Genomic DNA, 26,745 nt, shown 5'->3' on the forward strand with positions numbered 1-26,745 from the left:
GGAGGCGGTCCCTTATTCGGCGACGACCGTGCCTTGCGCGGTCTTCTCGTTGTATTCGCCGAAGAAGCTGTACTTGCCGGGCTTGAGCGGGCCGATGAAGATGGTGGCCTTCTGCCCGCCGGGGATCACCTTCTCGCGGTTGAGGCTGTGGCTCTCGAACTCCTCGGGCGTGGCGTCCTGGTTATGGACGACCAGCTTGATCTTCTGCCCCGCCGCCACCTTCACTTCGGCCGGCTCGAACCGGTGGTTCTTGATGACGAGCGTTACCTCGGACTCGGCCGCCTGGACGGCGACAGCGACGAGGAGGCCGGAAGCGGCCAGGGCGAGCCGGCGGCGGATCGATGCCATGAGTTCTTCCTGTTGTGCAGCAATGAACCGATCTTAATGCAAATCATTTTCATTTGCAACCCCAAGCCAGGGTCAGCGGTTTGATCCAGCGCAAGTGCAGGGCAGGCGGGAAGGTCAGGACGCGTCGTCGAGGCCATCGAGGTCGTCGCGCAGTTCGCGCAGCATCGCCTCGAGGTCGGCCTCGGTGAGTTCCACGGTGCCGTGCCCGCGCGCATCGAGGACCCAGTCGGCGACCTGGTCCCAGAACTGGCTTTCGCGGGCGTGCGTGGGCTCGTCCATGCAGCCAACTATGGAAAGCCTGCGACCGCTTGCCTGTCAGCAGGCAGCGCAGCGGCGCGTCAGCAGTCGCGGAAAATGCGCGTCATCCCGCAGTCTGTCGCGCCATACTGCGTTTCGTCACAAAGTGGGTGAGCCTTCGACCGGAAGGCCCTATAACCCCGTTCCGGAGCCACAAGCTCCGCCTTTTCCGGAGGAGATTCATGCGTTTATTCCTAACTGCGGTGATCGCCGCACTGGCTCTCGCGCTGGCCGGCTGCAACCGCATCGGCGCCGACGCCAAGTCGCAGGCCGCCGCCGCCCCGGCATTGCTCGTCGCACCCGAAGACGTCTTCACCGCCAGGGCCGGCCAGCTCACCGCCGGCCCGCTCGTCACCGGCAGCATCGAGCCCGAACGGCGCGCCGACCTGCGCGCCGAAGTCTCCGCCGTCGTGATGGGCGTGCTCAAGGAGAACGGCCAGCCCGTGCAGCGGGGCGACCTGCTCGTGCGGCTGGACGACACGTCGATCCGCGACAGCCTGCTGTCGGCGCAGGAAGCCGAGCGCGCCGCGGCGCAGGCCTTCGACCAGGCCCAGCGCCAGCACCAGCGGATGAAGACGCTGCGCGAACAGGGCATGGCCAGCGCCCAGCAGCTCGAAGATGCCGAAATCCGCCGCAACTCGACCCAAAGCGACCTCTCGGCGGCGAAGACGCGCGTGGTGAGCGCGCGCCAGATGCTCCAGCGCACCGAAGTGCGCGCGCCGTTCGACGGCATCGTCGCGGACCGCAAGGTCTCCGCCGGCGACACCGCGCAGGTCGGCAAGGAGTTGCTGAAGGTGATCGATCCGCGCAGCCTGCGCTTCGAAGGGCTGGTGTCGTCGGACGCGATCCAGTCGGTGAAGGTCGGCCAGGCCGTGAGCTTCCGCGTGAACGGCTACGGCAAGCAGGATTTCGCGGGCCGCGTGAAGTTCGTGAGCCCCACCGCGAACCCGACGACGCGCCAGGTCGAGGTGATCGTGGAGATCGCGGGGGATGCGCCCGCGCGCCTGGCGGGCCTTTATGCCGAGGGCCGCGTCGAGGCGTCGAGCACCAGCGTGCTGATGATCCCGGACTCCGCGATCGCACGCGACGGTGAGCGCGCCTTCGCGTGGCGCCTCAAGAACAACGTGCTGCAGAAGGTGGCGCTGGCCCTGGGCGACCGCGACACGCGCCGCGGCGACTGGGTGGTCCGCGCGGGCCTGGCCGAAGGCGACCGGCTGCTGCGGCACCCGGTGGCGACGCTCAAGGACGGCCAGGCCGTCAAGGACACGCCGTCGGCCGCCGCCGCTTCGCCCGCCGAAGCCCCCAAGACGCCGTAAGGAGCACGCCATGTTCCTGTCGGACTTTTCCATCCGCCGTCCGGTGGCGACGGTGGTCCTGATCATCGCCCTGATGGCGTTCGGCGTGCTCGCGCTGACCAAGCTGCGCGTCAACGAGATCCCCGACGTGCAGCAGCCCGTGCTGGTCGTCTCGATCCTCTACCCGGGGGCGTCGCCCGAAACCGTCGAGCGCGAGGTCATCAACCGCATCGAGAAATCGCTGCAAAGCATCTCGGGCGTCTACGAGATCCGCTCGACCGCCAAGGACAGCAACGCCCAGATCGTCATCATCTTCAACTTCAAGAAGAACATGATCGAGGCGAGCGACGAGGTGCGCAACGCCATCGCGACGGTGCGCTACAAGCTGCCGATCGAGATGCGCGAGCCCGTGCTGCAGCGCGTGGACCCGAGCGACCAGCCGATCATGAACCTGGCGCTGTCGTCGACGAAGCAGTCGCACGCGGAGATCTCGCGCCTGGCCGAGGACACCCTCTCGGACAAGCTGCGCGGCGTCGACGGCGTGGCGACGGTGGAGGTGGGCGGGTCCCTGAAGCGCGAGATGTCGGTGCTGCTCAAGGCCGACCGCCTGCGCGAGTACAACGTGTCGATCGCGGAAGTGATCGGTGCGCTGCAGAACGCGAACACCAACGCGCCGGTGGGACGCATCATCGGGCCGCTGAAGGACCAGAGCATCCGCCTGATCGGCCGCATCGAATCGCCGGCCGAGTTCGGGCAGATCATCGTCAAGCGCCACGGCGACCAGATCGTGCGCCTGGCGCAGGTCGCGACCACCGTGGACGGCTTCGGCGAGCGCGACAGCTTCAGCCTGCGCAGCGCCCACCCGAACGTGGGCATCTACGTCACCCGGGCCCGCGACGCGAGCACGGTGAGCGTCGCCAAGCGCATCCGCACCATGGTGGCGGAGATCAACAAAACCCTGCCCGAGGGCACGAAGCTCGAGGTGACGCAGGACGGCGGCGAGGACGCGCAGGACAACCTGAACAACGTGATCCACGCGCTGACGCTGGGCGCCGGCCTGACGATCTTCGTGGTCTACCTGTTCCTCAACTCCTGGCGCTCGACGCTGATCACGGCGACGAGCCTGCCAACCTCGGCCATCGCCGCGTTCATCGCCGTGTGGGCCTGCGGGTTCACGCTGAACTTCATGACGCTGCTGGGGCTGTCGCTCGCGATCGGCGTGCTGATCGACGACGCGATCGTCGTGCGCGAAAACATCGTGCGGCACATGGAACGCGGGGCCGACCGCATGACCGCGGCGCGCATGGGCACGGCGGAGATCGGCCTCGCGGTCGCCGCCACGACCTTCTCGATCATCGCGATCTTCATTCCCGTGGCCGTCATGCCGGGCGTGGCCGGCGAGTGGTTCCGGCCGTTCGCGCTCACCGTGGCCTGCTCCGTGCTGGTGAGCCTGTTCATCTCGTTCACGCTCGACCCGATGCTGTCGGCCTATTGGGGCGACCCGCCCGGCTACCACCATGCGACGGATCGCAGCCGCCTGTCGATGCTGCTCAAGCGCTTCAACGACTGGTTCGACCGCCAGGCGGACCGCTACGGCAACGTCATCGCCTGGGCCCTGCACCACCGCAAGTGGATGGCGCTGGCCGCCGTGGCCAGCTTCGCGGGCGCGATCGGGCTGCACGCCTGGCTGGGCGGCTCCAGCTTCCTGCCGCAGCAGGACGTGGGCACGATCGCCATCGAGGTCCGCACGCCGTCATCGGCCAGCCTCGAATACGCCAAGCTCAAGGTGGAGAAAGCCGCCGAACTGGCGCGCACCTTGCCGGAAACGGTGGCGACGAACAGCCGGGTGAACATCGGCGGCGGCCGCGTGTACGTGGACATCGGCAAGTATTCGCAGCGCAAGCGCAAGGCGCGCGAGATCGCGGTGGACCTGCGCCGGCTGATGTCGCAACTGGTGGGCGCCGAGTACACCGTGTTCGACGACCTGAACAACGGCACGCGCAAGCCCGTGCAGATCCAGTTCTACGGGCAGGACACGCGCACGCTGCTCGCCATCACCAATGCCTACATGGAGCGGCTGCGCACCGTGCCGGGTGCCGTGGATGTCGGCCTGTCGGAGCTGAGCCCGAAGGACGAGCTGCGCATCGAACTCAATCGAGGCCTCGCGAACTCGCTGGGCATTTCCGTGAACGACGCCGCCCAGGCGCTGCGCGTGGCGTTCGCGGGCGTCGAGGTGGGCGACTGGATCGATCCGTCCGGCCAGGCCCGCGACGTCGCCGTGCGGCTCGACCCGTCCGACCGCGTGGACGCCGAGAACATCGAGCGCCTCCCGATCGCCGTGACCGGCGCGAACATGGTCGTGCCCCTGAACCAGATCGCCACGGTGACGATGGGCACCGGCCCCGCGCAGATCCAGCACCTGAACGGCCGCCGCATGATCTCGGTGGGCGCCAATGCGCAAGGCCGCGCTTCGGGCGACATCACGAAGGACGCGATGAAGCTGGCGCAGCAGATCGACTTCCCGGAAGGCTACGGGGTGGAGCTGGGCGGCGCCGGCAAGGACCAGAAGGAAGTGTTCGGCGCAATGACCACGGCGCTCGTGATGGGCGTGGGCCTGATGTACCTGATCCTGGTGATGCAGTTCGGCTCGTTCACCGCGCCGCTGGCCGTGATGCTCTCGCTGCCGCTGTCGCTGATCGGCGTGGTGCTCGCCTTGCTGTTGACGCACGCAACCCTCAACCTCATGAGCTTCATCGGCATCATCATGCTGATGGGCCTCGTGGCGAAGAACGCGATCCTGCTGCTCGACGCCGCGCGCAAGCGCGAGGCCGAGGGCCAGGACCGCGAGGAGGCGCTGATGGCCGCGGGCCGCGCGCGGCTGCGGCCCATCCTGATGACCACCTTCGCGCTGATCGCGGGCATGCTGCCGGTGGCGATCGGCATCGGCGAGGGCGCGGACTTCTACCGGCCGCTGGCCATTGCCATCATCGGCGGCACCATCACCTCCACGGTGCTCACGCTGCTGGTCGTGCCGTCGTTCTACGACAGCATCGAGGTGGCGCACGACCGCATGTTCGCGAAGTTCCACCGTCGCGAGAGCGAAGGCAACGTGGTGCTCGCGTTCCTCGCGACCTTCTTCGAGGCGATCCTGACGCTGGTGCTGGTGCGGTTCCTGTACCGCCTGGTGATGCGCCTGCTCGGGCGCAGGCGGGCGGTCACGGCTTCGGCTTCGGCGGCGGCGTAACTCCCGGCCTGAGGGGCAGGCTCGGGTCCGCCGAAGGCGGGGCCTGCCCGCGCTTCTTCTTCAGCACATCGAGTGCGCTGTCCGACCCCTCGCCCGTCGAGGGGAGCGGCTGTTTGTCCTCACCGGGCTTCTTCCTGTCCGACGTCATCGGCCGTCCTCCACCCTTGAAGTTCATGCGAATCTAGCACTACGGTTGCGACCCATCAATTGAAATCGCATGCGCATAGAAAAACGGCCCGCTTGGCGGGCCGTTTTCCAGCGGAAGAGCTGGGCGTCAGACGTTCATGATCGTGACCGCGCGGGTGTTGAGGTAGGCCTCCATGGCCTCCGGGCCGCCTTCGGAGCCGTAGCCGGAGTCCTTGATGCCGCCAAAGGGCATCTCGGCCGTGGGCAGGGCCGGCATGTTCATCCAGAGCATGCCGACTTCGACCCGGCGGGCCAGCAGGTCGGCGTTCTTGAGCGATTTCGTGAAGGCGTAGCCCGCCAGGCCGAAGGCCAGTCGATTCGCTTCCGCGATGGCTTCGTCCAGGGTCTTGAAGCTGCGGATCGCGGCGAGCGGGCCGAAGGGCTCGTCGTTGAACACCTTGGCCTCCAGCGGCACGTCGGCGATCACGGTGGGCTGCCAGAAGTTGCCGGCGTCACCGATACGGTCGCCGCCGGCCAGCACGGTCGCGCCCTTCTCGATCGCGTCCTTGGTGAATTCGGCCATCGCCGTGAGGCGGCGCGGGTTGGCGAGCGGGCCCATCTGCGTGCCTTCGGCCAAGCCGTCGCCGACCTTCAGGGACGTCGCCTGCTTGACCATCGCATCGGCGAAGTCCTTCTTCACGCTTTCGTGGACCAGGAAGCGCGTCGGCGAGATGCAGACCTGGCCGGCGTTGCGGAACTTGGCGGCGCCCGAAGCCTTCACGGCGAGCGCGATGTCGGCGTCCTCGCAGACGATCACCGGCGCGTGGCCGCCCAGTTCCATCGTCACGCGCTTCATGTGCTTGCCCGCCAGCGCCGCGAGCTGCTTGCCCACCGGCGTCGAGCCGGTGAAGGTGATCTTGCGCACCACCGGGTGCGGGATCAGGTAATTGGAGATGTCGGCGGGGTTGCCGTACACCAGGTTCAGCACGCCCGCGGGGATGCCCGCGTCGGCAAAGGCCTTGATCAGCGCGGCCGGCGCGGCGGGCGTTTCCTCTGCGGCCTTGACGATCATCGAGCAGCCGGCGGCCAGCGCGGCGCCGAGCTTGCGCACCACCTGGTTGATCGGGAAGTTCCAGGGCGTGAAGGCGGCGACGACGCCCACTGGGTCCTTCAGCACCATCTGACGCGCCGCCAGGTTGCCGCGCGAGGGCACCAGGCGGCCGTAGACGCGCAGCCCTTCGTCGGCGAACCACTCGATGATGTCGGCCGCGGCCATCGCCTCACCCTTGGCCTCGACCAGCGGCTTGCCCTGTTCCTGGGTGAGCACGGCGCCGATGTCGGCGGCGCGTTCGCGCATGAACGCGGCGGCTTTGCGCATGATCTTGTTGCGCTCGATCGCCGGCATGTCGCGCCAGGTCTCGAAGCCCTTCTGCGCCGCGGCCAGGGCACGGTCCAGATCGGCGGTGCCGGCGTGCGCCACGCGGCCGATCTCCTTGCCGGTCGCCGGGTTGAAGACGGCCAGGGTCTTGCCGTCCTGCGCGTCCTGCCATTCGCCGTTGATGAAGAGTTGGGTATTGGGGTAGGTCATGTCTTCCTGTCCAGCCGAAGGGTCGTGAGGGGAAACGGGCATTTTCCTTGATCCGGTGCCCGAGTGCCGGTCGTGGGTAATGCGTAGTCGTCGGGCGCGATCGGCCATTTTTACCGAGCATCTGCTTGCTAAAAATAAGCCGCGCTGCTAAGGTCGCGCTCCATGGACATGCCGCTGAATGCCGGGCTCGCGCCCAAGCGCCCCCGCGGGCGCCCGCGCAAGACGGCCGACGAGCTCGAAGACGGCAACCGCCGGCGCGAACTGCTGCGCTCGGCGGCCAGGCTGTTCCGCAAGAACGGCTTCGACGCGACCAGCACCCGCGAGATCGCCGCGGCCGCGGGCATGCAGAGCGGCTCGCCCTTCTATCACTTCCCGAGCAAGGGCGCGCTGCTGTTCTCCGTGATGGAAGAGGGCATGCACAACGCGATCGCGCGCCAGCAACGCGCCATCGAAGCCGCGGGCGAGCGCCTCGCGCCGGCGGCGCGGCTGCGGGTGCTCGTGCGCAACCACTTCGACGTGCTGCTCGGCCCGGGCAGCGACTTCATCCCGGTGATGCTGTACGAAGCGCGGTCGCTCAACGCCCGCCAGCGGCGCGCGATCGCCGACCTGCAAAGCGAGTACGAGACCGCGTGGACGCCGGTGCTGGAAGCCCTGCACGCGAGCGGGCGCCTGAAGGCCGACGTGAAACTCGCGCGCCTCCTGATCTTCGGCGCGCTCAACTGGTCGGCCCAGTGGTACGACCGGCGCAAGGGCGCCTCGCTCGACGAACTCACCGACGCCGCGCTGGCGCTTTTCATCCATGGTTAGCTCCACCGAACAAAGGCGCGCGGCCATGCTGGAGCGCATCGCGCAGCTGCGCGCGCTGGAAGAACGCGCCGCCGCGGCCTCGGCGAAGTCGAAGCCGGTGTTCGACAAGCGCGGCCAGCTGCTGCCGCGCGAGCGCGTCGCGCTGCTGGTCGATGCGGGCGCGCCGTACCTGCCGCTGTCGTCGCTGGCGGGCTACCTGCAGGACACGAAGGAGCCTTCCGAATCGGTGCCGGGCGGCGGCGTGATCGCGGGGATCGGCTTCGTCAGCGGCGTGCGCTGCATGATCGTCGCGAGCGACTCGGGCATCGACGCCGGCGCGATCCAGGCGATGGGCCTGGACAAGGTGCTGCGCGCGCAGGACATCGCGCTGCAGAACAAGCTGCCGTTCATCCACCTCGTCGAGAGCGCAGGCGCGAATCTCATGCGCTACCGCGTCGAAGGCTTCGTGCACGGCGGGGCGCTGTTCCGCAACCTCGCGCGCCTGTCGGCGGCGGGGCTGCCCGTCATCACCGTGCAGCACGGCTCGGGCACGGCGGGCGGCGCGTACATGCCGGGGCTGAGCGACATCGTGATCATGGTGCGAGGGCGCTCGCGCGCCTTCCTCGCCGGGCCGCCGCTGTTGAAGGCGGCCACCGGGGAGATCGCGACCGAGGAGGAACTCGGGGGCGCCGAGATGCACACGAGCGTGTCGGGGTTGGGCGAGTACCTGGCGGAGGACGACCGGCATGCGCTGGGGATTTGCCGCGAGGTGGTTGCCAGCTTTTCATTCCGGCGCCGGCCGGAATCCAGTGTCTTTTCGGGTCAAGCCAGGGATGACATCCTGGGGCTGATCCCCACCAGCCTGCGCGAACCCCTCGACATGCGCGAAGTCATCGTCCGCCTGGTCGACGACGCCGACATGCTCGAATTCAAGCCGTTCTATGGCGCCGCGACCGTCTGCGCGCAGGGCCGGATCGCCGGCCACACGGTGGGTTTCATCACCAACAACGGCCCGATCGACGTCGCCGGCGCCAACAAGGCGACGCACTTCATCCAGTGGATGTGCCAGCTCGGCCACCCGATCGTCTACCTGCAGAACACGACCGGCTACATCGTCGGCAAGCAGAGCGAGCAGGACGGCATGATCAAGCACGGCAGCAAGATGATCCAGGCCGTGACGAATGCCACCGTGCCGCAGATCACGATCCAGTGCGGCGCCTCGTTCGGCGCGGGCAACTACGGCATGTGCGGCCGGGCCTACGCGCCCCGCTTCCTGTTCTCCTGGCCGTCCGCGAAGACGGCGGTGATGGGCGGCGAGCAGGCCGCGCGCACCATGCAGATCGTCACGGAGGCCGGCCTCGCACGCAAAGGCCTCACGCCCGATCCGGCGGAATCGAAGAAGCAGTTCGACCGCATCGTGGCGATGTTCGAGGCGCAGGCCGACGCGTTCTACACCTCGGGCCTGATGCTCGACGACGGCGTGATCGACCCGCGCGACACGCGCGCCGTCCTGGCGTTCTGCCTGGCCACGATCGCGGAAGCGGACGAAAGGGAGCTGCGGACCATGCAGTTCGGCGTCGCCCGCATGTAGGAGCCCACGATGCAATACACGCACGAACACCTCGAGATCCAGAAGACGCTCAAGCGCTTCATCGATGAGGAGATCAATCCGCACGTCGACGAGTGGGAAGCGGCGGAGATCTTTCCGGCGCACCAGGTCTTCAAGCGGCTGGGCCAGCTCGGCCTGCTGGGGCTGACCAAGCCCGAGGCTTACGGCGGCGCGGGGCTGGATTACTCGTACTCGATGGCCATGACCGAGGCGCTGGGCCACATCGAGTGCGGCGGCGTGCCGATGGCCATCGGCGTGCAGACGGACATGGCCACGCCCGCCCTCGCGCGCTACGGCAGCGACGAACTGCGGCGCCAGTTCCTGGCACCGGCCATCGCGGGCGAGATGGTCGCGTGCATCGGCGTGAGCGAGCCGGGCGCCGGCAGCGACGTCGCCGGCGTCAAGAGCCGCGCGGTCAAGGACGGCGACGACTACGTCATCACCGGCCAGAAGATGTGGATCACCAACAGCCTGCAGGCCGACTGGATGTGCATGCTGGTGAACACCGGCGAAGGCCCCGTGCACAAGAACAAGTCGCTGGTGATCGTGCCGATGCGCGACGGGCCGAACGGCAAGCTGACCCAGGGCATCGAGGTCGCGAAGAAGATCAGGAAGATCGGCATGAACTCGTCGGATACGGGCCTGATCTATTTCGACGAGGTGCGCGTGCCGCAGCGCTATCGCATCGGCGCCGAAGGGCAGGGCTTCATCTACCAGATGCAGCAGTTCCAGGAGGAGCGCCTGTGGGCGGCGGCGAGCTGCCTGGTGTCGCTCACCAACTGCATCGAGTGGACGATCGAATGGGCGCAGGAGCGCAAATTGTTCGGTACCTCGCTCGCGGACCAGCAATGGGTGCAGTTCAAGCTGGCGGAACTCAAGACCGAGGTCGAAGCCTTGCGCGCGCTGACCTACCGCGCCTGCGACCTCTACGTGCAAGGCCAGGACGTGCTCGAGCTCGCCTCGATGGCGAAGCTGAAGGCCGGACGCCTGAATCGCCTGGTGCCCGACACCTGCCTGCAGTTCTGGGGCGGCATGGGCTTCACGTGGGAGAACAAAGTGTCTCGCATGTACCGCGACGGCCGGCTCGCTTCGATCGGTGGCGGCGCCGACGAGGTGATGCTGCAGATCCTGTCGAGGATCATGGGTGTCGCGAAGAGGCCGAACGCAGCATGAAGATCCGGCGACTCCTCATCGCCAACCGCGGCGAGATCGCACGGCGGATCATCCGTACCTGCGACCGCCTCGGCGTGGAGACCGTCGCCGTGTACTCGGACGCCGACGCCACGGCGCTGCATGTGCGGGAAGCGACGATGGCGCACGCGTTGGGCGGCAACGCCTCCGCCGAGTCGTACCTGCGCATCGACAAATTGATCGCGGCAGCGCACGCGACGAAAGCCGACGCGGTGCACCCCGGCTACGGGTTCCTGAGCGAAAACGCCGAGTTCGCGCAGGCGGTGATCGATGCGGGACTCGTGTGGGTCGGCCCGCCGCCCGCCGCGATACGTGCGCTGGGCAGCAAGTCGTCGGCCAAGGCCATCGCGCAAGGGCGCCGCGTGCCCTGCCTGCCCGGCTATTTCGGTGAGGACCAGTCCGACCGACGTTTCACGGTCGAGGCGCAGCGCATCGGCTACCCCGTGATGGTCAAGGCCGCGGCCGGCGGCGGTGGGCGCGGCATGCGGCTGGTGATCGAGTCGTCCCGATTGCCTGGTGCCTTGCAGAGCGCGCGCTCGGAGGCGCAGTCGTCCTTCGGCTCGGGTGAACTGCTCATCGAACGCGCCTTGCTGGCCCCGCGCCACGTCGAGGTGCAGGTGTTCGGGGATGCGCACGGACACTGCATCCATCTCGGCGAGCGCGATTGCTCGGTGCAGCGGCGCCACCAGAAACTGGTCGAGGAGACGCCGAGCCCTGCCGTCGATGCGGGCTTGCGCGAGCGCATGGGCCGCTGCGCGGTGGAACTGGCGCAGGCCGCGGGCTATGTCGGCGCGGGCACCGTCGAGTTTCTCCTCGAGGGGGACGAGTTCTACCTGATGGAGATGAACACGCGCCTGCAGGTCGAACACCCCGTCACCGAGTGCGTCACGGGCCTCGACCTGGTCGAGTGGCAATTGCGCGTGGCGCAGGGCGAGCCGCTGCCGCTCGCGCAGGAGCAGGTGCGCTTCGAGGGGCATGCGATCGAGGTGCGGCTGTGTGCCGAGGACGAGCACTTCGCGCCGCACGCGGGACATGTGGCCCGCTTCGCTGCGCCGACGGCCATCCGCTTCGACCACGCGATCTTCGAGGGCCAATCCGTTCCGCCGTATTACGACTCCATGCTCGGCAAGCTGGTGGCGCATGCGCCGACGCGCGAGGAGGCGATCGACAAGCTGGTCGCCGCGCTCGATCGCACGATGATCCTCGGCCTGCCGACCAATCGGCGCTTCCTCGCGGCGTGCCTGCGCCATCCCCAGTTTCGCGCCGGCGACGCGCGAATACCGTTCCTTTCGGAGCAGGCCGAAGAACTTCGATCGCGACTGGCTGCCGAAGAAGACGGCATCCTTGCCGGCGCATGTGCGGCCGCTTTCGCGCCGGTGGCCAGCGATCTCGCGTGCCCGTTCACCCGTCCGCTGCGCGTGCGCCATCGCGGCGGGCTGGTCGACGTGACGAATGCGCCGGCTGCACAACGTGTCGACCGGGTCCTTGTCGCCGGGACGACCTGGCACCTGCATCACGACACCCTCGACTTCTTCGTCGACGACGCGTCGTACGAGCCGGTGTCGCGCGGATCCGGGACCGCGGCCCACACCGAACTGCGCGCGCCCTTCAACGGCAAGGTGATCGCCGTGAAAGCGCAAGCGGGCGCCAGGGTCGCGCGCGGCGACACGCTGCTCGTGATCGAATCCATGAAGCTGGAGCACTCGCTCGCCGCGGCATGCGACGCCGTGATCAAGGCGATCCACATCGAGCCCGGCCAGCAGGCTGCCACCGCGCAAGTGCTCGTCACCTTCGAGGCCGCATGAACGCCGAATTGCGATCCGACGTCGAGGCGCTCACCGAGACCGTGCGGCGTTTCACGCTGGAGAAGATCGTCCCGCACCTGGAGTCGTGGGAGCGCGCGGGGCGGGTGCCGCGCGAGTTGCATCGCGACGCGGCGGCGCTCGGTTTGCTGGGGCTGGGCTACCCCGAGGAGTGGGGCGGCACGCCCGCACCGTATGCGCTGCGCAATGCGCTGTCGGTCGCCATGGCGCGCGCGAGCGCGAGCGGCGGCGTGCTGGCGGCCCTGTTCTCGCACAACATCGGGCTGCCGCCGATCCTCAAGCACGGCTCGCGCGGCCTGCAGCAGGAAGTCATCCCGCCCGTGCTGCGCGGCGAGCGGATCGCAGCACTGGCGATCACCGAGCCGGGCGGCGGATCGGACGTTGCGGCCCTTCGCACGACCGCACGGCGCGACGGTGATGAATACATCATCGACGGCGAGAAGGTGTTCATCACCTCCGGCATGCGCGCCGACTGGATCACGATGGCCGTGCGCACCGGAGAGCCCAAAGGGCCCTCGGGCATCTCGATGATCGTCGTGCCCGGCGACGCGAAAGGCCTGTCGCGCACCGCGCTCGACAAGATGGGCTGGCTCGCGTCCGATACCGCCCACCTGCGCATGGACGGCGTGCACGTCCCGGCGCGCTTCCTCGTCGGCGAGGAAGGTGCGGGCTTCAGGATGATCATGAGCAACTTCAACGGCGAGCGGCTCGCGATGTCGGCGATGGCGCTGGGATTCGCGGAGGCCTGCTACGACGAGGCGCTGTCGTGGGCGCGCGAGCGCAAGACCTTCGGTTCGGCGCTCGTCGAGAAGCAGGCGATCCGGCACAAGCTCGTGGACATGCGGATGCGCATCGCGTCGACCGGCGCATGGCTCGATGCGGTGACGGCCCTCGCGGACGAAGGAAAACTGGAATCCGACCCCGAATGCGTGGCGCAGGTGTGCATGCTGAAGAACCATTCGACGCAGACCATGCAGTTCTGCGCCGACCAGGCGGTGCAGGTCCTGGGCGGCATGGGGTTCATGCGCGGCACGAAGTGCGAGCGCATCTATCGCGAGGTGAAGGTGATGATGATCGGCGGCGGGGCGGAGGAGATCATGAAGGACCTGGCCGCGAGGCAGCTCGGGCTATGAAGAAGCCACCGGAGCACGTCGTCTTCGAGCCCGACTTCGTCGAGGGTTTGCGCGAGATTTTCGAGCAGCGCATCGCGTTCAACCAGGTGCTCGGGCTGCGGATCACGCGATTGCATGCCGAGGGCGCGGAAGGCCGCATCGCGATGAGGCCGGAGCTCGTCGGGCACTACGCGCACAACCGGCTGCATGGCGGCGTGATCAGCGCGTCGATCGATGCGATGGGCGGCCTGGCGGCGATGGCGGCCATGGGCGCGCGGCACATGGACGACACGCCGGCGCAGCGGCTGCAGCGCTTTTCCAAGCTGGGCACGATCGACCTGCGCATCGATTACCTGCGTCCCGCCATCGGCGAGTCGTTCGACGTGCGTGCGCAGGTCCTGCGCCTGGGCTCGCGCGTCGCGTCCACGCGCATGGAGTTCCTCGGGGCGGACGGCAAGTTGCTGTCGACGGGCGCCGGCGCCTACATGATTTCCTAGCGCCGCTTCTCTTCGCGCCGCGCTTCGGAAAAGATCTCCCACACCGAGATGAACACGGCCGCGATCACCGGGCCGATGACGAAGCCGTTCAGCCCGAACACGGCCAGCCCGCCGAGGGTGGCGATCAGCACGAGCCAGTCGGGGAGGCTGGTTTCCTTGCCGACGAGGATGGGGCGCAGCACGTTGTCGACGAGCCCGATCACCAGCACGCCCCAGGCGATGAGGCCCAGCCCGGCGACGATGGACCCGGTCGTCAGCAGGTAGACGGCCACGGGCCCCCACACCAGCGCGGCACCCACCGCGGGCAGCAGCGACAGCAGCGCCATCACCGCGCCCCACAGCAGGGCAGCGTTGATGTCCAGGAACCAGAAAGCGAGCCAGCCGAGCGCGCCTTGGACCAGCGCGACGACCACGTTGCCCTTCACGGTCGCGCGCACGACGGTGGCGAACTGGTCGAGCACGCGGCGCGTGTGCGTCGGCTCCAGCGGCAGCGACTGTGCCGTCTTCGCCGCCAGGGCCTGGCCATCACGCAGCAGGAAGAACAGCAGGTACAGCATCACGAAGAAATTGACGGCGAAGTCCAGCGTGCCTTGCCCGATCAGCACGGCCCGCTCGGTCAGCGCCTGGCTGCTGGCGCCCAGCGCCACGGCCAGTTTGTGCTGCAGGGCGGCGAGGTCTTCGACGCCCCAGCGCACCAGCGCGCCGCGCGCCCACTCGGGCAACACGGCCACCATGCGCTGGAAGTAGTCGGCCAGCTGGATGTCGCCCGACTTGAACCGCGCGTAGAACGCGGCCGCCTCCTGCGTGATGGCGGTGGTGAGCAGCACCATCGGCAGCAGCACGCTCACGACGATGACGACCAGCGTGCCGAAGGCTGCCCAGCCCCGCCTGCCGTGGCACACGCGGACCGAGCGCTCCTGCAGCGACGAGAACACGATGGCGATGAACACCGCCCACGAGATCGCGCCGCTCATCGGCCACAGCACCACCGCGAAGAGCGCCGTGACGACCAGCACCAGGCCCAGCAAGGCCTTGCTTTGCAGGGAAGGGGAGTTGAGCGGGTCGGTCGCCATGCGCGGGCGATCATAGCCCGCGGCGCCCATTCAATGGCCCCTGGTCACTGGTCCCTGAAGAACTCGGATTCGACCGTCCACCGGCCGTCCTTCTGCAGCGTGGGCTTCAGGCCGGAGAAGGCGACATAGTCCGAGACCACCTTCCAGCGGCCGTCCTGGATCTGCGACAGGCGCGAGAACTGGTTGCCGAGGTGCTTCGTGGAAGAGAACGTGAGCTCCGCCGTGCCGAACATGTCGCGGTTGAACGTCATGCCTTCCATCGTCTTCACGAACGCGTCGGTCGTGAGGTTGGGGCCGGTCTTCGCCACGACGCGCAGAAAGGCGTCCATCGCGCCGTAGCCGTACACCGAGAACACCGTCGGTTCGTCATTGAACTTCGTCTTGTATTTGTTGGCCCAGAAGCGCACCGGTTGCTCGGTCGCGTCCAGGTAAGGATGCACCGCCGTCATGGTCGCGTACACCCCATCCACCGACTTGCCTCCCAGCTTCGGGATCAGGTCGGCGTAGACCGCGCTCGAGCCGACGAACACCGGGTTGAAGCCGGTCTTGCGCGCCTCGGCCACCGTGCCCACGGTCTCGCGGATGATGGTGCCGAGCACGACCAGCTCGCAGCCGGCGGACTTCATCTTCGCGACCTGCGACGAGAAATCGGTGGCGCCGCGCTTGAACGTCGTCTTCTCCGCAATCTGCATGCCGATGGTCTTCAACCCCGCCTCGGCGCCCTTCATCACCTCGATGCCGAAGTCGTCGTCCTGGTAGATGACGCAAGCCTTCCTGATCCTGTGGTCCTTGGCGAGACGGGGCGCCGCGATGCGCATCTGGTCGTAGTAGGTGGCGGCGTTCGCGAACGCGAGCTTGTTCAGCGGCTCGTACATCTCGCGCGCGGCGGTGATCGGGAAGAAGTTGATCACGTTCTTGTCGAACTGCACCGGCATCGCCGCCATGTTGGGCGCGGTGCCCAGGTGGCCCACCATCGCGAAAATGCCGGGCTCCTGCGAGACGAGCTTCTGCGCGGCGAGCACGGCCTTCTTCGGGTCGTAGCCGTCGTCCTCGACCAGCAGCCGGATCTTGCGCCCGTTGACGCCGCCCGTCTCGTTGGCTTCATCCACGCGCAACTGCATGCCGTTGCGGATCTGCTTGCCATAGCCGGCGAGCGGCCCCGACAGGTCCTGCAGCGTGCCGATCACGATTTCGTTCTTCGTCACGCCCGGCGCGTTCTGCGCGAAGGCGGCGCCCGCGCACAACAGCGCGAGCAGGGCAAGTTTCAGCTTCATGGTGTGTCTCCTCGTTGGCGGGCGAATCTTCCGGGGAGGCCGCGCAGGAGACTTTCACCTAAGTGACTCGCGAATGTAAAAGGGCCGACCATGCGGCCGGCCCTTGTCACGCGAGTGACGCCGTCTCAGGGTTTCACATAGTCGGACACCACGACCCAGCGCCCGTCCTTGATCTGCGACAGGCGCGAGGTCTCGTTGCCCAGGCGCTTGTTCGGGCCGTAGCTGCTCGGCGGGCTGCCGAAGATGTCCGGCTCGAACTTCATCGAATCCATCGTCTTGATGAACGAATCGGTGGTGAGGTTCGGGCCCGCCTTCTGCGCTGCCTGGATGAACTGGTCCATGATGATGTAGCCGTAGGCCGAGAACACCGTCGGGTCCTCGTTGAACTTGGTCTTGTACTTGTTCGCCCAGAAACGCAGCGGCTGGGAGGCTTCGTCCAGGTACGGGTTCTGCACCGTCATCGTGCCGTAGATGCCATCCATCGCCTTGCCGCCGAGCTTGTGGATCAGGTCGCTGTAGAGGGCGCTGGTGCCGATGAAGGTGGGATTGAAACCCGTCTTGCGCGCTTCGGCCACCGTGCCGATGGTCTCGCGGATGATGGTGCCGAGCACGACCATGTCGCAGCCCGAGGACTTCATGCGTGCGACCTGCGAGGAGAAATCGGTGGCGCCGCGCTTGTAGCTGGTCTTCTCGGCCAGCTCCATGCCGATCGACTTCAGGCCCGCCTCGGCGCCGCGCATCACCTCCAGGCCGAAGTCGTCGTCCTGGTAGATCGTGCACACCTTCTTCGCGCCCTTTTCCTTCACGACCTTGGGCAGGGTGAGACGCATCTGGTCGAAGTACGTCGCCGCGAACGAGTACTTCAGGCGATGCGGCGGGTTGTCGTACATTTCGCGCGCCGCGGTGATCGGGAAGAAGTTGATCACGTTCTTCTCGAACTGGATCGGCATCGCCGCCATGTTGGGCGCGGTGCCGATGTGGCCCACCACCGCGAACACCTTGTCCTGGTTCACCAGCTTCTGCGCCGCCAGCGCAGCCTTCTTCGGGTCATAGCCGTTGTCCTCGACCATCAGCTTGATCTTGCGGCCGTGGACGCCGCCGGACTGCTCGTTCAGCTCGTCGATCCGAAGCAGCATGCCGTTGCGCGCCTGCTTGCCGTAACCGGCGATGGGGCCGGACAAGTCCTGGATCGTACCCAGCACGATCTCGTTTTTCGTCACGCCTTGCGTCTGCGCCAGGGCGGCCGTGGCGGCGAACGCAAGCGCCGCGGCGGCGAATTTCATCTTCATGCTCTGTCTCCTCGGGAAGGGGTGAACCGGGACGATTCTTGTCCCCCGCAACGGGGTGTCAAGCTGGCGTAATCCACTAGGGCCGCGACGACGCCCGCTTACGCGTACATGGCGTCGATCTGCGGTGCGTACTTGGTCTGCACCAGCTTGCGCTTGAGCTTCATCGTCGGCGTGAGCTCCTCGTCCTCGGCCGACAGCTGCGTATCGAGCAGGAAGAACTTCTTGACCTGCTCGACGCGCGCGAACTTCGCGTTGACGCGGTCGATCTCGCCCTGGATCAGCTCCTGCACCGGCGGCGCGCGCGTGAGGCTCGCGTAATTCGAGAACGGCACGTCGTGGTCCTGCGCGTACTTCTCGACGTTTTCCTGGTCGATCATGATGATGACCGTCAAATACGGACGGCGGTCGCCGATCACCACCGCGTCGGTGATGTAGGGCGAGAACTTCAGCTCGTTCTCGATTTCGCTGGGCGTCACGTTCTTGCCGCCGGCGGTGATGATGATGTCCTTCATCCGGTCGATGATGCGGAAGTAGCCGTCGCTATCCACGGCGCCGACGTCGCCGGTATGCAGCCAGCCGTCGGCATCGATCGCCTCCTTGGTCTTCTCGGGCTGGTTGAGGTAACCCATGAAGACGTTCGGCCCGCGCACGAGGATCTCGTTCGTTTCCGGATCGAGCTTCACCTCGTTGTATGTCGCCGCCGGCCCGATCGAGCCGGGCTTGATGCGCGTGGCGGGCACGCCGGTGGCGGCGCCGCAGGATTCCGTCATGCCCCACACTTCGAGCATGGGCACGCCCAGCGCCAGGTACCACTTCACCAGCTCGGGCGAAATCGGCGCCGCGCCGGTGACGAGGAAGCGCGAGCGATGGATGCCGATCAGCTTGCGCACGTTGTCCAGCGCCAGCCAGCGCGCCAGCATGAACTGGAACTTCAGCAGCCCGTCGACCGGCTGGCCCGCGAGCACCTTGTCGGCGATGCGCGTGCCGACGCCGATCGCCCAGCGGTAGGTGGCCTGCTCCAGCCGCGTCGCTTCCTTCAGCGCGATCGTCACGCCCGAATAGAACTTCTCCCACACCCGCGGCACGGCGGTGAGGACCGTCGGGGCGATCTCGCGCACGTTCTCCGGCACCGTCTCCGGGTTCTCGACGAAATTCAGCTTGGCTCCGGTGTACAGCCCGAAGTATTCGCCCCCCAGGCGCTCGGCGATGTGGCACAGGGGCAGGAAGCACATGCGCTCGTCATGTTCGTCTTGCGAGACCAGCGTGTTGTAGCCGCGCACGGTGTAGACCAGGCCCCGGTGCGAATGCATCGCGCCCTTGGGCTTGCCCGTGGTGCCGGAGGTGTAGACCAGGATCGCGAGGTCCCCGGGCCTCACGGCGTCGACGCGGCGCATCAGCTCCTGCGGATGCTGCGCCATGTACCCGCGGCCCTGGGCCCGCAGCTCGTCGAAGCTGATCACGCCCGGGTCCTTCAGCTCACGCAGGCCTTCCATGTCGAAGACGACGATCTTCTTCAGCAGCGGCAGTTGCGCGCGCACCTCCAGTGCCTTGTCCAGCTGTTCATCGTCTTCCACGAACAGGATGGACGTGCCCGAGTCCTCGCACAGGTACTGCACCTGCGAGGCGGCATCGGTCGGATAGATGCCGTTGGCGACGCCGCCGCACGAGAGCACGGCCAGGTCGGCCAGCACCCATTCGATCACGGTGTTCGACAGGATCGAGCAGGTCTCGTGGGGCGCGAAGCCGAGCGCCATCAGGCCGTGCGCCACTTCGCGCACCGCCTCGCCCGTCTGCTGCCAGGTCCACGCGCGCCAGATGCCCAGCTCCTTCTGGCGCAGCCAGGTCCTGGGTCCGCGCTGCGCGACCGCGTTCCAGAACATCCGCGGGATGGTGTCGCCCTCGAGGATGACGCGCCCTTCCGGCTGGATGTGGCCCAGGTCCCAGAGCTTGCTCATCGCCAGTTCTTCCGCTTCTTCCAGCGCCGCTCGCCGCGCACGCCGGCTTCCTTCAGGCCCAGGTAGAACTCCTTGATGTCTTCCTTCTCGCGCAGGCGCGCGCAGGTGTCCTCCATGACGATGCGGCCGTTCTCCAGCACGTAGCCATAGTCCGCGGCGTTCAGCGCCATGTTCGCGTTCTGCTCGACCAGCAGGAGGGTGGTGCCGCGCTCGCGATTGATGCGCACGACGATCTCGAAGATCTCCTTCGTGAGCTTGGGGCTCAGGCCCAGGCTGGGTTCGTCCAGCAGGATCAGGTCGGGCGACGCCATGATCGCGCGGCTGATCGCCAGCATCTGCTGCTGGCCGCCGGAGAGCAGGCCGGCGTCCTGCCTGGCGCGCTCCTGCAGGATCGGGAAGTAGTGGTACACCGCCTCCATGTCGCGCGCGACGCCGTCGCGGTCGCTGCGCGTGTAGGCGCCCATCACGAGGTTGTCGTGCACGGAGAGCAGCGGGAACACCTCGCGGCCCTCGGGCACGTGCGACAGGCCCTGCTCGACGATGTAGGCGGGATCGCGCGCCGTGATCTCCTCGCCCTTGAACTCGACGCTGCCCTTGCGCGGATCGATGATGCCGCTGATGGTCTTGAGGATCGTCGTCTTGCCCGCGCCGTTGGAGCCGAGCACGGTGGCGATCTCGCCGCGCCGCACCTGCAGGCTCACGCCGCGGATCGCCTTGATCGGGCCGTAGGCCGACTCGACGTTCGAGAGCTTGAGGACCGGCGTGTCGCTGATCGAGGGCGGGTTGGTGCTCATGCCGCCATCCTGCGCAGGCTGCTCATGTCGTGCACCGTGCCGAGGTAGGCCTCGATCACGCCCGGGTGCGTCTGCACTTCGCGCGGCGTGCCCATGGCGAGCACCTCGCCCTGGTTCATCGCGAGCACGCGGTCGGACACCTTGGACACCAGCGCCATGTCGTGCTCGACCATCAGCACCGTGACGCCCAGTTCGTTCTTGATGTCGGCGATCCAGAAGGCCATGTCCTCCGTTTCCTCGACGTTCAGGCCCGAGGAAGGTTCATCGAGCAGCAGCAGCTTCGGCTCGGTGCACAGCGCGCGCGCCAGCTCCACCACCTTGCGCACGCCGTAGGGCAGGCCGGCCACCATCGAATCGCGGTGGTGCTGCAGGTCGAGCAGGTCGATCACCTGTTCCACCTTCTCGCGCGCCTCGATCTCCGCGCGCCGCGCGTTGGGCGTGAAGAACATGTCGCGCCAGAACCCCGTTCTCCGGTGCGTGTGGCGCCCGATCAGCAGGTTGTGCAGCACCGTGGCGTGCTCGAAGAGCTCGATGTTCTGGAAGGTGCGCGCGATGCCCAGCGATGCGATCCGATGTGGGGGCTGGCGTGTGAGTTCCTGGCCTTCGAACGCGATCGCGCCCGATGTCGGCTGGTAGATGCGGCTGATCAGGTTGAACACCGTGGTCTTGCCCGCGCCATTCGGGCCGATCAGCGTGAAGACTTCGCCGCGCCGCACGTCGAAGCTCACGTCGTTCACCGCCAGCACGCCGCCGAAGCGCACGCTGATGTTCTTTGCGGAAAGGAGGATGTCGCTCATCTCAGCCGGTCCGACTTGGTGAAGGTCTTCTGCCGCCTGAACAGTCCCTTGCGGTAGAACGGGAAGAGCTCGAGGTAGGTGCGCACCTTCAGCCAGCGGCCATACAGCCCGAGCGGCTCGAACAGCACGAAGGCGATCAGCACCGCGCCGTAGACCACGCCTTGCAGGCCGGGCGCCTGGCCGATCGCGGGGGGCAGCCAGTCCTTCGACAGCGAGATGAGCTGCGGCATCGAGATCAGGAAGATCGCGCCGAGGAAGGCGCCGTGCACCGAGCCCAGGCCTCCGATCACCACCATCAGCAGCAGGTCGATCGACTGCAGGATGTCGAACTGGTCGGGCGAGATGAAGGTGAGCTTGTGCGCGTAGAGCGCACCGCCGACGCCCGCGAGCGCCGCGGAGATCGAGAACGACAGCGTCTTGTAGCGCGCGAGGTGGATGCCCATGCTCTGCGCGGAGATCTCCGAATCGCGGATGGCGACGAAGGCGCGGCCGGTCGGCGATCGCAGCAGGTTCAGGATGGCCAGGGTCGCCGCCACCGCGAGCACGAGGCAGAGGAAATAGAAGCCGGTGGCCGTGTCGATCGTCCAGCTCGCGAGCGCCGGCTTCTTCACGCTGATGCCGGAGTTGCCGCCCGTCACCGATTCCCAGCGCGCGAGCACCTCCTCGACGACGAAGGCCGTGGCGATGGTCGCGATGCCGAGATAGATGCCTTTGACGCGCAGTGCCGGCAGGCCCACCACCACGCCCACCGCTGCCGACAGCGCCGCGGCGGCGAGCAGCGCCACCGGGAACGGCCAGCCGTGATTGACCAGCACCGCCTCGGTGTAGGCGCCCACGCCGAGGAAGGCCGCATGCCCGATCGAGAACAGGCCGGTGAAGCCGGCCAGCAGCATCAGCCCGAGGCCGACGATGCCGTAGATCAGCACGAAGGTCAGTTGCGCCAGCCAGTATTCGGCGAAGAGCCAGGGCGCGGCGACGAGCAGCAGCAGGAGCAGCCCGTACCAGAAGACATGCCCGCCATGCTTGGCGAGCTTGATGTCCTGCGCGTAATCGGTCTTGAAGACGAAGCGCATCGTTTCAGACCTTCTTCCTCAAACGTTCACCGAACAGGCCGTTCGGCCTGATCATCAGCATCAGCAGCACGACGATGTAGGGCGCCGTGTCCTTGAAACCTTCGGGCAGGTAGAAGCCCGCGAGCGATTCGACGATGCCGATCACGAGGCCGCCGACGATCGCGCCCGGCAGGCTGCCGAAGCCGCCCACCACTGCAGCGGGAAACGCCTTCAGCCCGATCAGGCCCATGTTGGCGTACACGAAGGTGATCGGCGCGAGCAAAAGGCCCGCGATGGCGGCCACCGCCGCCGCGAGCCCCCACACCAGCCCGTTCAGCCGCTTGACCGGGATGCCCATGTAATAGGCCGCGAGCTGGTTCTGCGACGCCGCCTGCATCGCGATGCCGACCTTGCTGTACTGGAACACCGTGTAGAGCACGAGGCACAGCGCGGCGGTCGCACCGATCACCACCACCTGCTCGACGTTGATGACCAGCGTGCCGGCGGTCCAGATCTGGTCCTTGTAGGGCACCGCGAGCGCGTGCGTCTCGGTGCCGATGCCGGGGATCATCGTGATCAGGCCGCGCGCGACATAACCGATGCCGATGGTGAGCATCACGATCGAGAACGCCGGCTGCCCCAGGATCGGGCGGATGACGATGCGCTCGAGCAGCACGCCGAAGACGGCCATGCCGACGATGGCGCCGATGACCGCCGCCCAGAACGGCAGGCCCAGGAGCGTGAGGGCCGCCAGACCGCCGAACGCGCCGAGCATCATCAGGTCGCCCTGGGCGAAGCTCACCGTCTCGGTGGCCTTGTAGATCAGCACGAAACCCAGCGCGATCAGCCCGTAGATGCAGCCCTGCGCGATGCCGCTGATCACCAGTTGAACGATCTGCAATGCGTCCCCGCCGTCGGTGCGTCAATGGGGACGTTATAGCGTCCGCGTTGTGGTGCGGCGTACAGGGTTGGCCCGAATCGGCGTTTAATCCTTGTCATGTCCGAGACTGTCCGCACCGAACGACTCGGCCCCGTCACGGTGGTCACCCTCGACCGGCGCGAGGTCCGAAATGCCGTCGACGCCGCCACGGCGCGCGCGCTGTACGACGCCTTCGTGGCCTTCGATGCCGACGACAACGCCCGCGTGGCCGTGTTCCATGGCGAGCACGGCCATTTCTGCGCCGGCTGGGATTTGCAGGCCGGCGCGCGGCTGGCGGCGCAGTCCCTGGCTCATCTCGACTTCGATGCCGATGCCGCTCGCCCCCTGGGGCCGATGGGGCCGTCGCGCCTGCTGCTGTCCAAGCCCGTGATCGCCGCCGTCAGCGGCGCCGCGGTGGCCGGCGGCATGGAGCTCGCCCTGTGGTGCGACCTGCGGGTCATGGAAGAGGATGCCTACTTCGGCGTCTATTGCCGCCGCTTCGGCGTGCCGCTGATCGACGGCGGCACGGTGCGCCTGCCGCGCCTCATCGGCCTGGGCCACGCGATGGACCTGATCCTCACCGGGCGCAAGGTGGAAGCGCCCGAGGCGCTGCAGATGGGCTTGGCCAACCGCGTGGTGCCCCTGGGACAGGCGAGGGATGCGGCCATCGACCTCGCGCTGCAGCTCGCGAAATTCCCGCAGGCGACCATGCTCGCCGATCGCATGAACGCCTACGAGCAATGGGGCAAGCCGCTGAATGAGGCGCTGCACGCCGAGTGGGAGCGCAGCAAGCACCGCATCGCCGACGGGATCGAAGGGGCGGTGCGCTTCGCGTCAGGCGAAGGGCGGCACGGGAAGTTCTAGTTGCTCGGGATCTCGCGCGGCCGGCCCTGCTCGTCGATCGCCACGTAGGTCACCGTCGCTTCCGTCACCTTGATGTACTGCCCCTGCGAGCGGAAGCGCTCGGAGAAAACCTCGACCTTGACGGTGATCGACGTGCGGCCGACGCGCACCACCTCCGAGTAGAACGAGAGCAGGTCGCCCACGCGCACGGGCTGCTTGAACAGGAACTCGTTGACGGCCACGGTCGCCATGCGTCCCTTGATCAGGCGCGCGGGCAGCACCGAGCCGGCCAGGTCGACCTGGGCCATGACCCAGCCGCCGAAGATGTCGCCGTTGGCGTTGGTGTCGGCGGGCATGGGGATGACCTTCATCACCAGCTCGCGATGATCGTCGGGCAAAGAGGCCAAGGGCGCGCTTGAGTTTTCGGACATGGGCACAATCTCCGTTAGAAGGAATTGTCGTTCATGCGCCGCTCCGGCGAACTCTCCGCCCGCTCCCTGCCCTTGGCCCCCGGTGAAGTCGCGCCTCCGCGCGCGTCCGCCGACTGGGCCACGCTCAAGCGCCTGTTTCCCTACCTGTGGGAATACAAGGGCCGCGTGATCGCGGCGCTGCTGTTCATGATCGGCGCCAAGCTCGCGAACGTCGGCGTGCCGGTGCTGCTGAAAAAGCTGATCGACGCCATGAGCATCAAGCCCGGCGACGCGACGGCGGTGCTGGTGGTGCCGGCGAGCCTGTTGCTCGCGTACGGGCTGCTGCGGCTGTCCACCTCGCTCTTCACCGAACTGCGCGAGCTGGTCTTCGCCAAGGCGACACAGGGCGCGGCGCGCCGGATCGCACTGCAGACCTTCGAGCACCTGCATTCCCTCTCGCTGCGCTTCCACCTGGAGCGCCAGACCGGCGGCATGACGCGCGACATCGAGCGCGGCGTGCGCGGCATCGAATCGCTGATCTCGTATTCGCTCTACAGCATCGTGCCGACCTTCATCGAGGTGGCGCTGGTGCTCACCATCCTGGCCGTGAAGTTCGACGCGTGGTTCGCCTGGATCACGATCGCGGCGCTGGTGGTCTACGTGATCTTCACGGTCAGCATCACCGAGTGGCGCACGAAATTCCGGCGCGAGGCCAACGAGTTCGATTCGGCCGCGCACACCAAGGCGGTGGATTCGCTGCTCAATTACGAGACGGTCAAGTACTTCAACAACGAAGGCTTCGAGGCGAATCGCTACGACCAGAGCCTGGAGCAATTGCGCCGTGCACGCCTGAAGAGCCAGACCACGCTGTCGATGCTCAATACCGGGCAGCAGATGATCATCGCCATCGGCCTGGTCGCGATGCTGTGGCGCGCCACGCAGGGCGTGATCGACGAGCGCATGACGCTGGGCGACCTGGTGATGGTCAACGCCTTCATGATCCAGTTGTATATCCCGCTGAACTTCCTGGGCGTGCTGTACCGCGAGATCAAGCAGAGCCTGACGGACCTGGACAAGATGTTCGTGCTGATGGACCGCGAGCGCGAGGTGCAGGACCCGGCCGGGGCGCCGCAGCTCGCCGCGCAGAACGGCGACTGGTCGGTGCGCTTCGAGCACGTCAATTTCGCGTACGAGCCCGCGCGGATGATCCTGCACGACGTCAGCTTCGAGATCCCCGCCGGGAAGACCGTGGCGGTGGTCGGCCCCTCGGGCTCGGGCAAGTCCACGCTGGCGCGCCTGCTCTATCGCTTCTACGACGTGAAGGATGGCCGCATCACCATCGCCGGCCACGACATCCGCGAGGTAACGCAGGCCAGCGTGCGCCGCGCCATCGGCATCGTGCCGCAGGACACGGTGCTGTTCAACGACACGGTGGAATACAACATCGCCTACGGCCGGCCGGGCGCGTCGAGCGAGGAAGTGCACGACGCGGCCCGCGCCGCGCGCATCCACGACTTCATCATGTCCACGCCCAGGGGCTATCACACGATGGTGGGCGAGCGGGGGCTGAAGCTGTCGGGCGGCGAGAAGCAGCGCGTTGCGATCGCGCGCACGCTGCTGAAGAACCCGCCGATCATGATCTTCGACGAGGCCACGTCGGCCCTCGATTCCGCCAACGAACGCGCCATCCAGGCGGAACTGAAGGGCGTGGCGCAGAACAAGACGGCGCTGGTCATCGCGCACCGCCTCTCCACGGTGGTGGATGCGCACGAGATCCTGGTGATGGACGCCGGCCGCATCGTCGAGCGCGGCACGCACGGCGCACTGCTCGCCAAGGGCGGGCGCTACGCGGAGATGTGGGCGCTGCAGCAGCAGTCCAGCGGCGAGGCCGAGAAGTTCACGGACGTGATCGGGATGTGATGGCGCGGGTCGTCATCCGCCCGCTCGTGTCCGCCGACGAGCGCGCCTTCCTCGCGGCAGTGAAAAGGAGCGCGGCACTGCACAGGCCGTGGGTCAGCCCGCCGGACACGCCCGCGAAATTCCGCGTGTACGCCAAGCGCATGGCCACGCCCGAGAACCAGGCCTTCGTCGTCTGCCGCAAGGACGACGGCGCGCTCGTCGGAGTGATCAACGTCTCGAACATCGTGCGCGGCCTGTTCCGCAGCGCCTACCTCGGCTACTACGCCTTCGCCGGCCACGAGGGGCAGGGCCTGATGACCGAAGGCATGCGGGCGCTCGTGCGCCACGCCTTCATGAAGATGAAATTGCACCGGCTGGAAGCGAACATCCAGCCCGGCAACGCGCCTTCGATCGCGCTCGTGCGCGCGTGCGGCTTCAGCAAGGAAGGCTTCTCGCCGCGCTACCTGAAGGTGGGCGGACGCTGGCGCGACCACGAGCGCTGGGCGATCACCGCGGACTGATAC

The 26,745-nt window shown here is 67.3% G+C and carries 23 protein-coding genes; 11 read left to right on the forward strand and 12 right to left on the reverse strand.

Annotation, left to right across the window (positions count from 1 at the left end; genetic code table 11):
- Positions 1-12 precede the first annotated feature (12 nt).
- Together AC3EF3_RS02630 and AC3EF3_RS02635 are read right to left on the reverse strand one after the other, a co-directional pair.
- Positions 13-348, reverse strand: a complete 336-nt coding sequence (locus AC3EF3_RS02630; protein ID WP_488530604.1) for a cupredoxin domain-containing protein — start codon at positions 346-348, stop codon at positions 13-15.
- Positions 349-462: 114 nt separating this feature from the next.
- Entirely contained in the window at positions 463-627 is a 165-nt protein-coding gene (locus AC3EF3_RS02635) for a hypothetical protein (RefSeq protein ID WP_488530605.1), read from the reverse strand.
- Between the two features lie 200 nt (positions 628-827).
- On the opposite strand from AC3EF3_RS02635, the gene AC3EF3_RS02640 reads away from it, so the two are divergent.
- The gene (locus tag AC3EF3_RS02640) at positions 828-1,961 is read left to right on the forward strand and encodes an efflux RND transporter periplasmic adaptor subunit (protein ID WP_488530606.1); all 1,134 of its coding nucleotides are present in this window, start codon (positions 828-830) and stop codon (positions 1,959-1,961) included.
- Between the two features lie 10 nt (positions 1,962-1,971).
- Positions 1,972-5,184: an efflux RND transporter permease subunit gene (locus AC3EF3_RS02645; protein ID WP_488530607.1), complete on the forward strand. Its 3,213-nt coding sequence runs from the start codon at positions 1,972-1,974 to the stop codon at positions 5,182-5,184.
- 274 nt (positions 5,185-5,458) lie between these two features.
- Here AC3EF3_RS02645 and AC3EF3_RS02650 read toward each other — a convergent pair whose 3' ends face one another.
- Entirely contained in the window at positions 5,459-6,898 is a 1,440-nt protein-coding gene (locus AC3EF3_RS02650; protein ID WP_488530608.1) for an NAD-dependent succinate-semialdehyde dehydrogenase, read from the reverse strand.
- Between the two features lie 162 nt (positions 6,899-7,060).
- Between AC3EF3_RS02650 and AC3EF3_RS02655 the strand changes: the two genes are divergently transcribed.
- The 6 genes from AC3EF3_RS02655 to AC3EF3_RS02680 are packed head-to-tail and all read left to right on the forward strand — an operon-like array spanning position 7,061 to position 13,916.
- The gene (locus tag AC3EF3_RS02655; RefSeq protein WP_488530609.1) at positions 7,061-7,705 is read left to right on the forward strand and encodes a TetR/AcrR family transcriptional regulator; all 645 of its coding nucleotides are present in this window, start codon (positions 7,061-7,063) and stop codon (positions 7,703-7,705) included.
- Entirely contained in the window at positions 7,698-9,275 is a 1,578-nt protein-coding gene (locus AC3EF3_RS02660) for an acyl-CoA carboxylase subunit beta (RefSeq protein ID WP_488530610.1), read from the forward strand. The genes AC3EF3_RS02655 and AC3EF3_RS02660 overlap by 8 nt, the downstream gene beginning before the upstream one ends.
- 9 nt (positions 9,276-9,284) lie before the next feature.
- Positions 9,285-10,466 carry an acyl-CoA dehydrogenase family protein gene (locus AC3EF3_RS02665; RefSeq protein ID WP_488530611.1) on the forward strand — a complete coding sequence of 394 codons (1,182 nt, stop codon included), beginning with the start codon at positions 9,285-9,287 and terminating at the stop codon, positions 10,464-10,466.
- Between the two features lie 2 nt (positions 10,467-10,468).
- Complete coding sequence (locus tag AC3EF3_RS02670; protein ID WP_488533721.1) at positions 10,469-12,289, forward strand: acetyl/propionyl/methylcrotonyl-CoA carboxylase subunit alpha; 1,821 nt, start codon at positions 10,469-10,471, stop codon at positions 12,287-12,289.
- Positions 12,286-13,440 carry an acyl-CoA dehydrogenase family protein gene (locus tag AC3EF3_RS02675; protein WP_488530612.1) on the forward strand — a complete coding sequence of 385 codons (1,155 nt, stop codon included), beginning with the start codon at positions 12,286-12,288 and terminating at the stop codon, positions 13,438-13,440. The genes AC3EF3_RS02670 and AC3EF3_RS02675 overlap by 4 nt, the downstream gene beginning before the upstream one ends.
- Positions 13,437-13,916 (forward strand): thioesterase family protein, encoded by a 480-nt coding sequence (locus tag AC3EF3_RS02680; RefSeq protein ID WP_488530613.1) that lies wholly within the window; start codon positions 13,437-13,439, stop codon positions 13,914-13,916. Before AC3EF3_RS02675 ends, AC3EF3_RS02680 begins: the two co-directional genes overlap by 4 nt.
- Here AC3EF3_RS02680 and AC3EF3_RS02685 read toward each other — a convergent pair.
- The 8 genes from AC3EF3_RS02685 to AC3EF3_RS02720 form a co-directional block, all read right to left on the reverse strand.
- Positions 13,913-14,989, reverse strand: coding sequence for an AI-2E family transporter (locus tag AC3EF3_RS02685; protein WP_488530614.1), 1,077 nt, complete (start codon positions 14,987-14,989; stop codon positions 13,913-13,915). The genes AC3EF3_RS02680 and AC3EF3_RS02685 overlap by 4 nt on opposite strands.
- Positions 14,990-15,033: 44 nt before the next feature.
- Positions 15,034-16,263, reverse strand: coding sequence for an ABC transporter substrate-binding protein (locus AC3EF3_RS02690; RefSeq protein WP_488530615.1), 1,230 nt, complete (start codon positions 16,261-16,263; stop codon positions 15,034-15,036).
- Positions 16,264-16,388: 125 nt separating this feature from the next.
- Positions 16,389-17,552, reverse strand: a complete 1,164-nt coding sequence (locus AC3EF3_RS02695) for an ABC transporter substrate-binding protein (RefSeq protein WP_488530616.1) — start codon at positions 17,550-17,552, stop codon at positions 16,389-16,391.
- Between the two features lie 98 nt (positions 17,553-17,650).
- Complete coding sequence (locus AC3EF3_RS02700) at positions 17,651-19,507, reverse strand: AMP-dependent synthetase/ligase (protein ID WP_488530617.1); 1,857 nt, start codon at positions 19,505-19,507, stop codon at positions 17,651-17,653.
- Complete coding sequence (locus AC3EF3_RS02705) at positions 19,504-20,301, reverse strand: ABC transporter ATP-binding protein (RefSeq protein ID WP_488530618.1); 798 nt, start codon at positions 20,299-20,301, stop codon at positions 19,504-19,506. The genes AC3EF3_RS02700 and AC3EF3_RS02705 overlap by 4 nt, the downstream gene beginning before the upstream one ends.
- On the reverse strand, positions 20,298-21,098 hold the full coding sequence (locus AC3EF3_RS02710; RefSeq protein WP_488530619.1) for an ABC transporter ATP-binding protein: 801 nt from the start codon (positions 21,096-21,098) through the stop codon (positions 20,298-20,300). Before AC3EF3_RS02710 ends, AC3EF3_RS02705 begins: the two co-directional genes overlap by 4 nt.
- Positions 21,095-22,171 (reverse strand): branched-chain amino acid ABC transporter permease, encoded by a 1,077-nt coding sequence (locus AC3EF3_RS02715; RefSeq protein WP_488530620.1) that lies wholly within the window; start codon positions 22,169-22,171, stop codon positions 21,095-21,097. The genes AC3EF3_RS02710 and AC3EF3_RS02715 overlap by 4 nt, the downstream gene beginning before the upstream one ends.
- 4 nt (positions 22,172-22,175) lie before the next feature.
- Entirely contained in the window at positions 22,176-23,051 is an 876-nt protein-coding gene (locus AC3EF3_RS02720; protein ID WP_488530621.1) for a branched-chain amino acid ABC transporter permease, read from the reverse strand.
- Between the two features lie 96 nt (positions 23,052-23,147).
- On the opposite strand from AC3EF3_RS02720, the gene AC3EF3_RS02725 reads away from it, so the two are divergent.
- A complete protein-coding gene (locus tag AC3EF3_RS02725) occupies positions 23,148-23,933 on the forward strand; it encodes a crotonase/enoyl-CoA hydratase family protein (RefSeq protein WP_488530622.1) in 786 nt (261 codons plus the stop codon).
- Here the strand turns inward: AC3EF3_RS02725 and AC3EF3_RS02730 are convergent.
- Positions 23,930-24,343, reverse strand: coding sequence for an acyl-CoA thioesterase (locus AC3EF3_RS02730; RefSeq protein WP_488530623.1), 414 nt, complete (start codon positions 24,341-24,343; stop codon positions 23,930-23,932). The genes AC3EF3_RS02725 and AC3EF3_RS02730 overlap by 4 nt on opposite strands.
- Positions 24,344-24,376: 33 nt before the next feature.
- Between AC3EF3_RS02730 and AC3EF3_RS02735 the strand changes: the two genes are divergently transcribed.
- Together AC3EF3_RS02735 and AC3EF3_RS02740 are read left to right on the forward strand one after the other, a co-directional pair.
- Positions 24,377-26,242 (forward strand): ABCB family ABC transporter ATP-binding protein/permease, encoded by a 1,866-nt coding sequence (locus AC3EF3_RS02735; protein ID WP_488530624.1) that lies wholly within the window; start codon positions 24,377-24,379, stop codon positions 26,240-26,242.
- On the forward strand, positions 26,242-26,742 hold the full coding sequence (locus AC3EF3_RS02740; RefSeq protein ID WP_488530625.1) for a GNAT family N-acetyltransferase: 501 nt from the start codon (positions 26,242-26,244) through the stop codon (positions 26,740-26,742). The genes AC3EF3_RS02735 and AC3EF3_RS02740 overlap by 1 nt, the downstream gene beginning before the upstream one ends.
- The last annotated feature ends 3 nt before the right edge of the window (positions 26,743-26,745 follow it).

The sequence above is a fragment of the Ramlibacter sp. GS1-15 genome (assembly GCF_057785015.1).

Coding starts and splice junctions, on each gene's coding strand:
- AC3EF3_RS02695 (WP_488530616.1), bottom strand. CDS start 17,552: ATGAAGATGAAATTCGCCGCCGCGGCGCTTGCGTTCGCCGCCACGGCC.
- AC3EF3_RS02680 (WP_488530613.1), top strand. CDS start 13,437: ATGAAGAAGCCACCGGAGCACGTCGTCTTCGAGCCCGACTTCGTCGAG.
- AC3EF3_RS02665 (WP_488530611.1), top strand. CDS start 9,285: ATGCAATACACGCACGAACACCTCGAGATCCAGAAGACGCTCAAGCGC.
- AC3EF3_RS02635 (WP_488530605.1), bottom strand. CDS start 627: ATGGACGAGCCCACGCACGCCCGCGAAAGCCAGTTCTGGGACCAGGTC.
- AC3EF3_RS02630 (WP_488530604.1), bottom strand. CDS start 348: ATGGCATCGATCCGCCGCCGGCTCGCCCTGGCCGCTTCCGGCCTCCTC.
- AC3EF3_RS02700 (WP_488530617.1), bottom strand. CDS start 19,507: ATGAGCAAGCTCTGGGACCTGGGCCACATCCAGCCGGAAGGGCGCGTC.
- AC3EF3_RS02705 (WP_488530618.1), bottom strand. CDS start 20,301: ATGAGCACCAACCCGCCCTCGATCAGCGACACGCCGGTCCTCAAGCTC.
- AC3EF3_RS02640 (WP_488530606.1), top strand. CDS start 828: ATGCGTTTATTCCTAACTGCGGTGATCGCCGCACTGGCTCTCGCGCTG.
- AC3EF3_RS02730 (WP_488530623.1), bottom strand. CDS start 24,343: ATGTCCGAAAACTCAAGCGCGCCCTTGGCCTCTTTGCCCGACGATCAT.
- AC3EF3_RS02675 (WP_488530612.1), top strand. CDS start 12,286: ATGAACGCCGAATTGCGATCCGACGTCGAGGCGCTCACCGAGACCGTG.
- AC3EF3_RS02725 (WP_488530622.1), top strand. CDS start 23,148: ATGTCCGAGACTGTCCGCACCGAACGACTCGGCCCCGTCACGGTGGTC.
- AC3EF3_RS02660 (WP_488530610.1), top strand. CDS start 7,698: ATGGTTAGCTCCACCGAACAAAGGCGCGCGGCCATGCTGGAGCGCATC.
- AC3EF3_RS02655 (WP_488530609.1), top strand. CDS start 7,061: ATGGACATGCCGCTGAATGCCGGGCTCGCGCCCAAGCGCCCCCGCGGG.
- AC3EF3_RS02650 (WP_488530608.1), bottom strand. CDS start 6,898: ATGACCTACCCCAATACCCAACTCTTCATCAACGGCGAATGGCAGGAC.
- AC3EF3_RS02740 (WP_488530625.1), top strand. CDS start 26,242: ATGGCGCGGGTCGTCATCCGCCCGCTCGTGTCCGCCGACGAGCGCGCC.
- AC3EF3_RS02685 (WP_488530614.1), bottom strand. CDS start 14,989: ATGGCGACCGACCCGCTCAACTCCCCTTCCCTGCAAAGCAAGGCCTTG.
- AC3EF3_RS02715 (WP_488530620.1), bottom strand. CDS start 22,171: ATGCGCTTCGTCTTCAAGACCGATTACGCGCAGGACATCAAGCTCGCC.
- AC3EF3_RS02735 (WP_488530624.1), top strand. CDS start 24,377: ATGCGCCGCTCCGGCGAACTCTCCGCCCGCTCCCTGCCCTTGGCCCCC.
- AC3EF3_RS02690 (WP_488530615.1), bottom strand. CDS start 16,263: ATGAAGCTGAAACTTGCCCTGCTCGCGCTGTTGTGCGCGGGCGCCGCC.
- AC3EF3_RS02645 (WP_488530607.1), top strand. CDS start 1,972: ATGTTCCTGTCGGACTTTTCCATCCGCCGTCCGGTGGCGACGGTGGTC.
- AC3EF3_RS02710 (WP_488530619.1), bottom strand. CDS start 21,098: ATGAGCGACATCCTCCTTTCCGCAAAGAACATCAGCGTGCGCTTCGGC.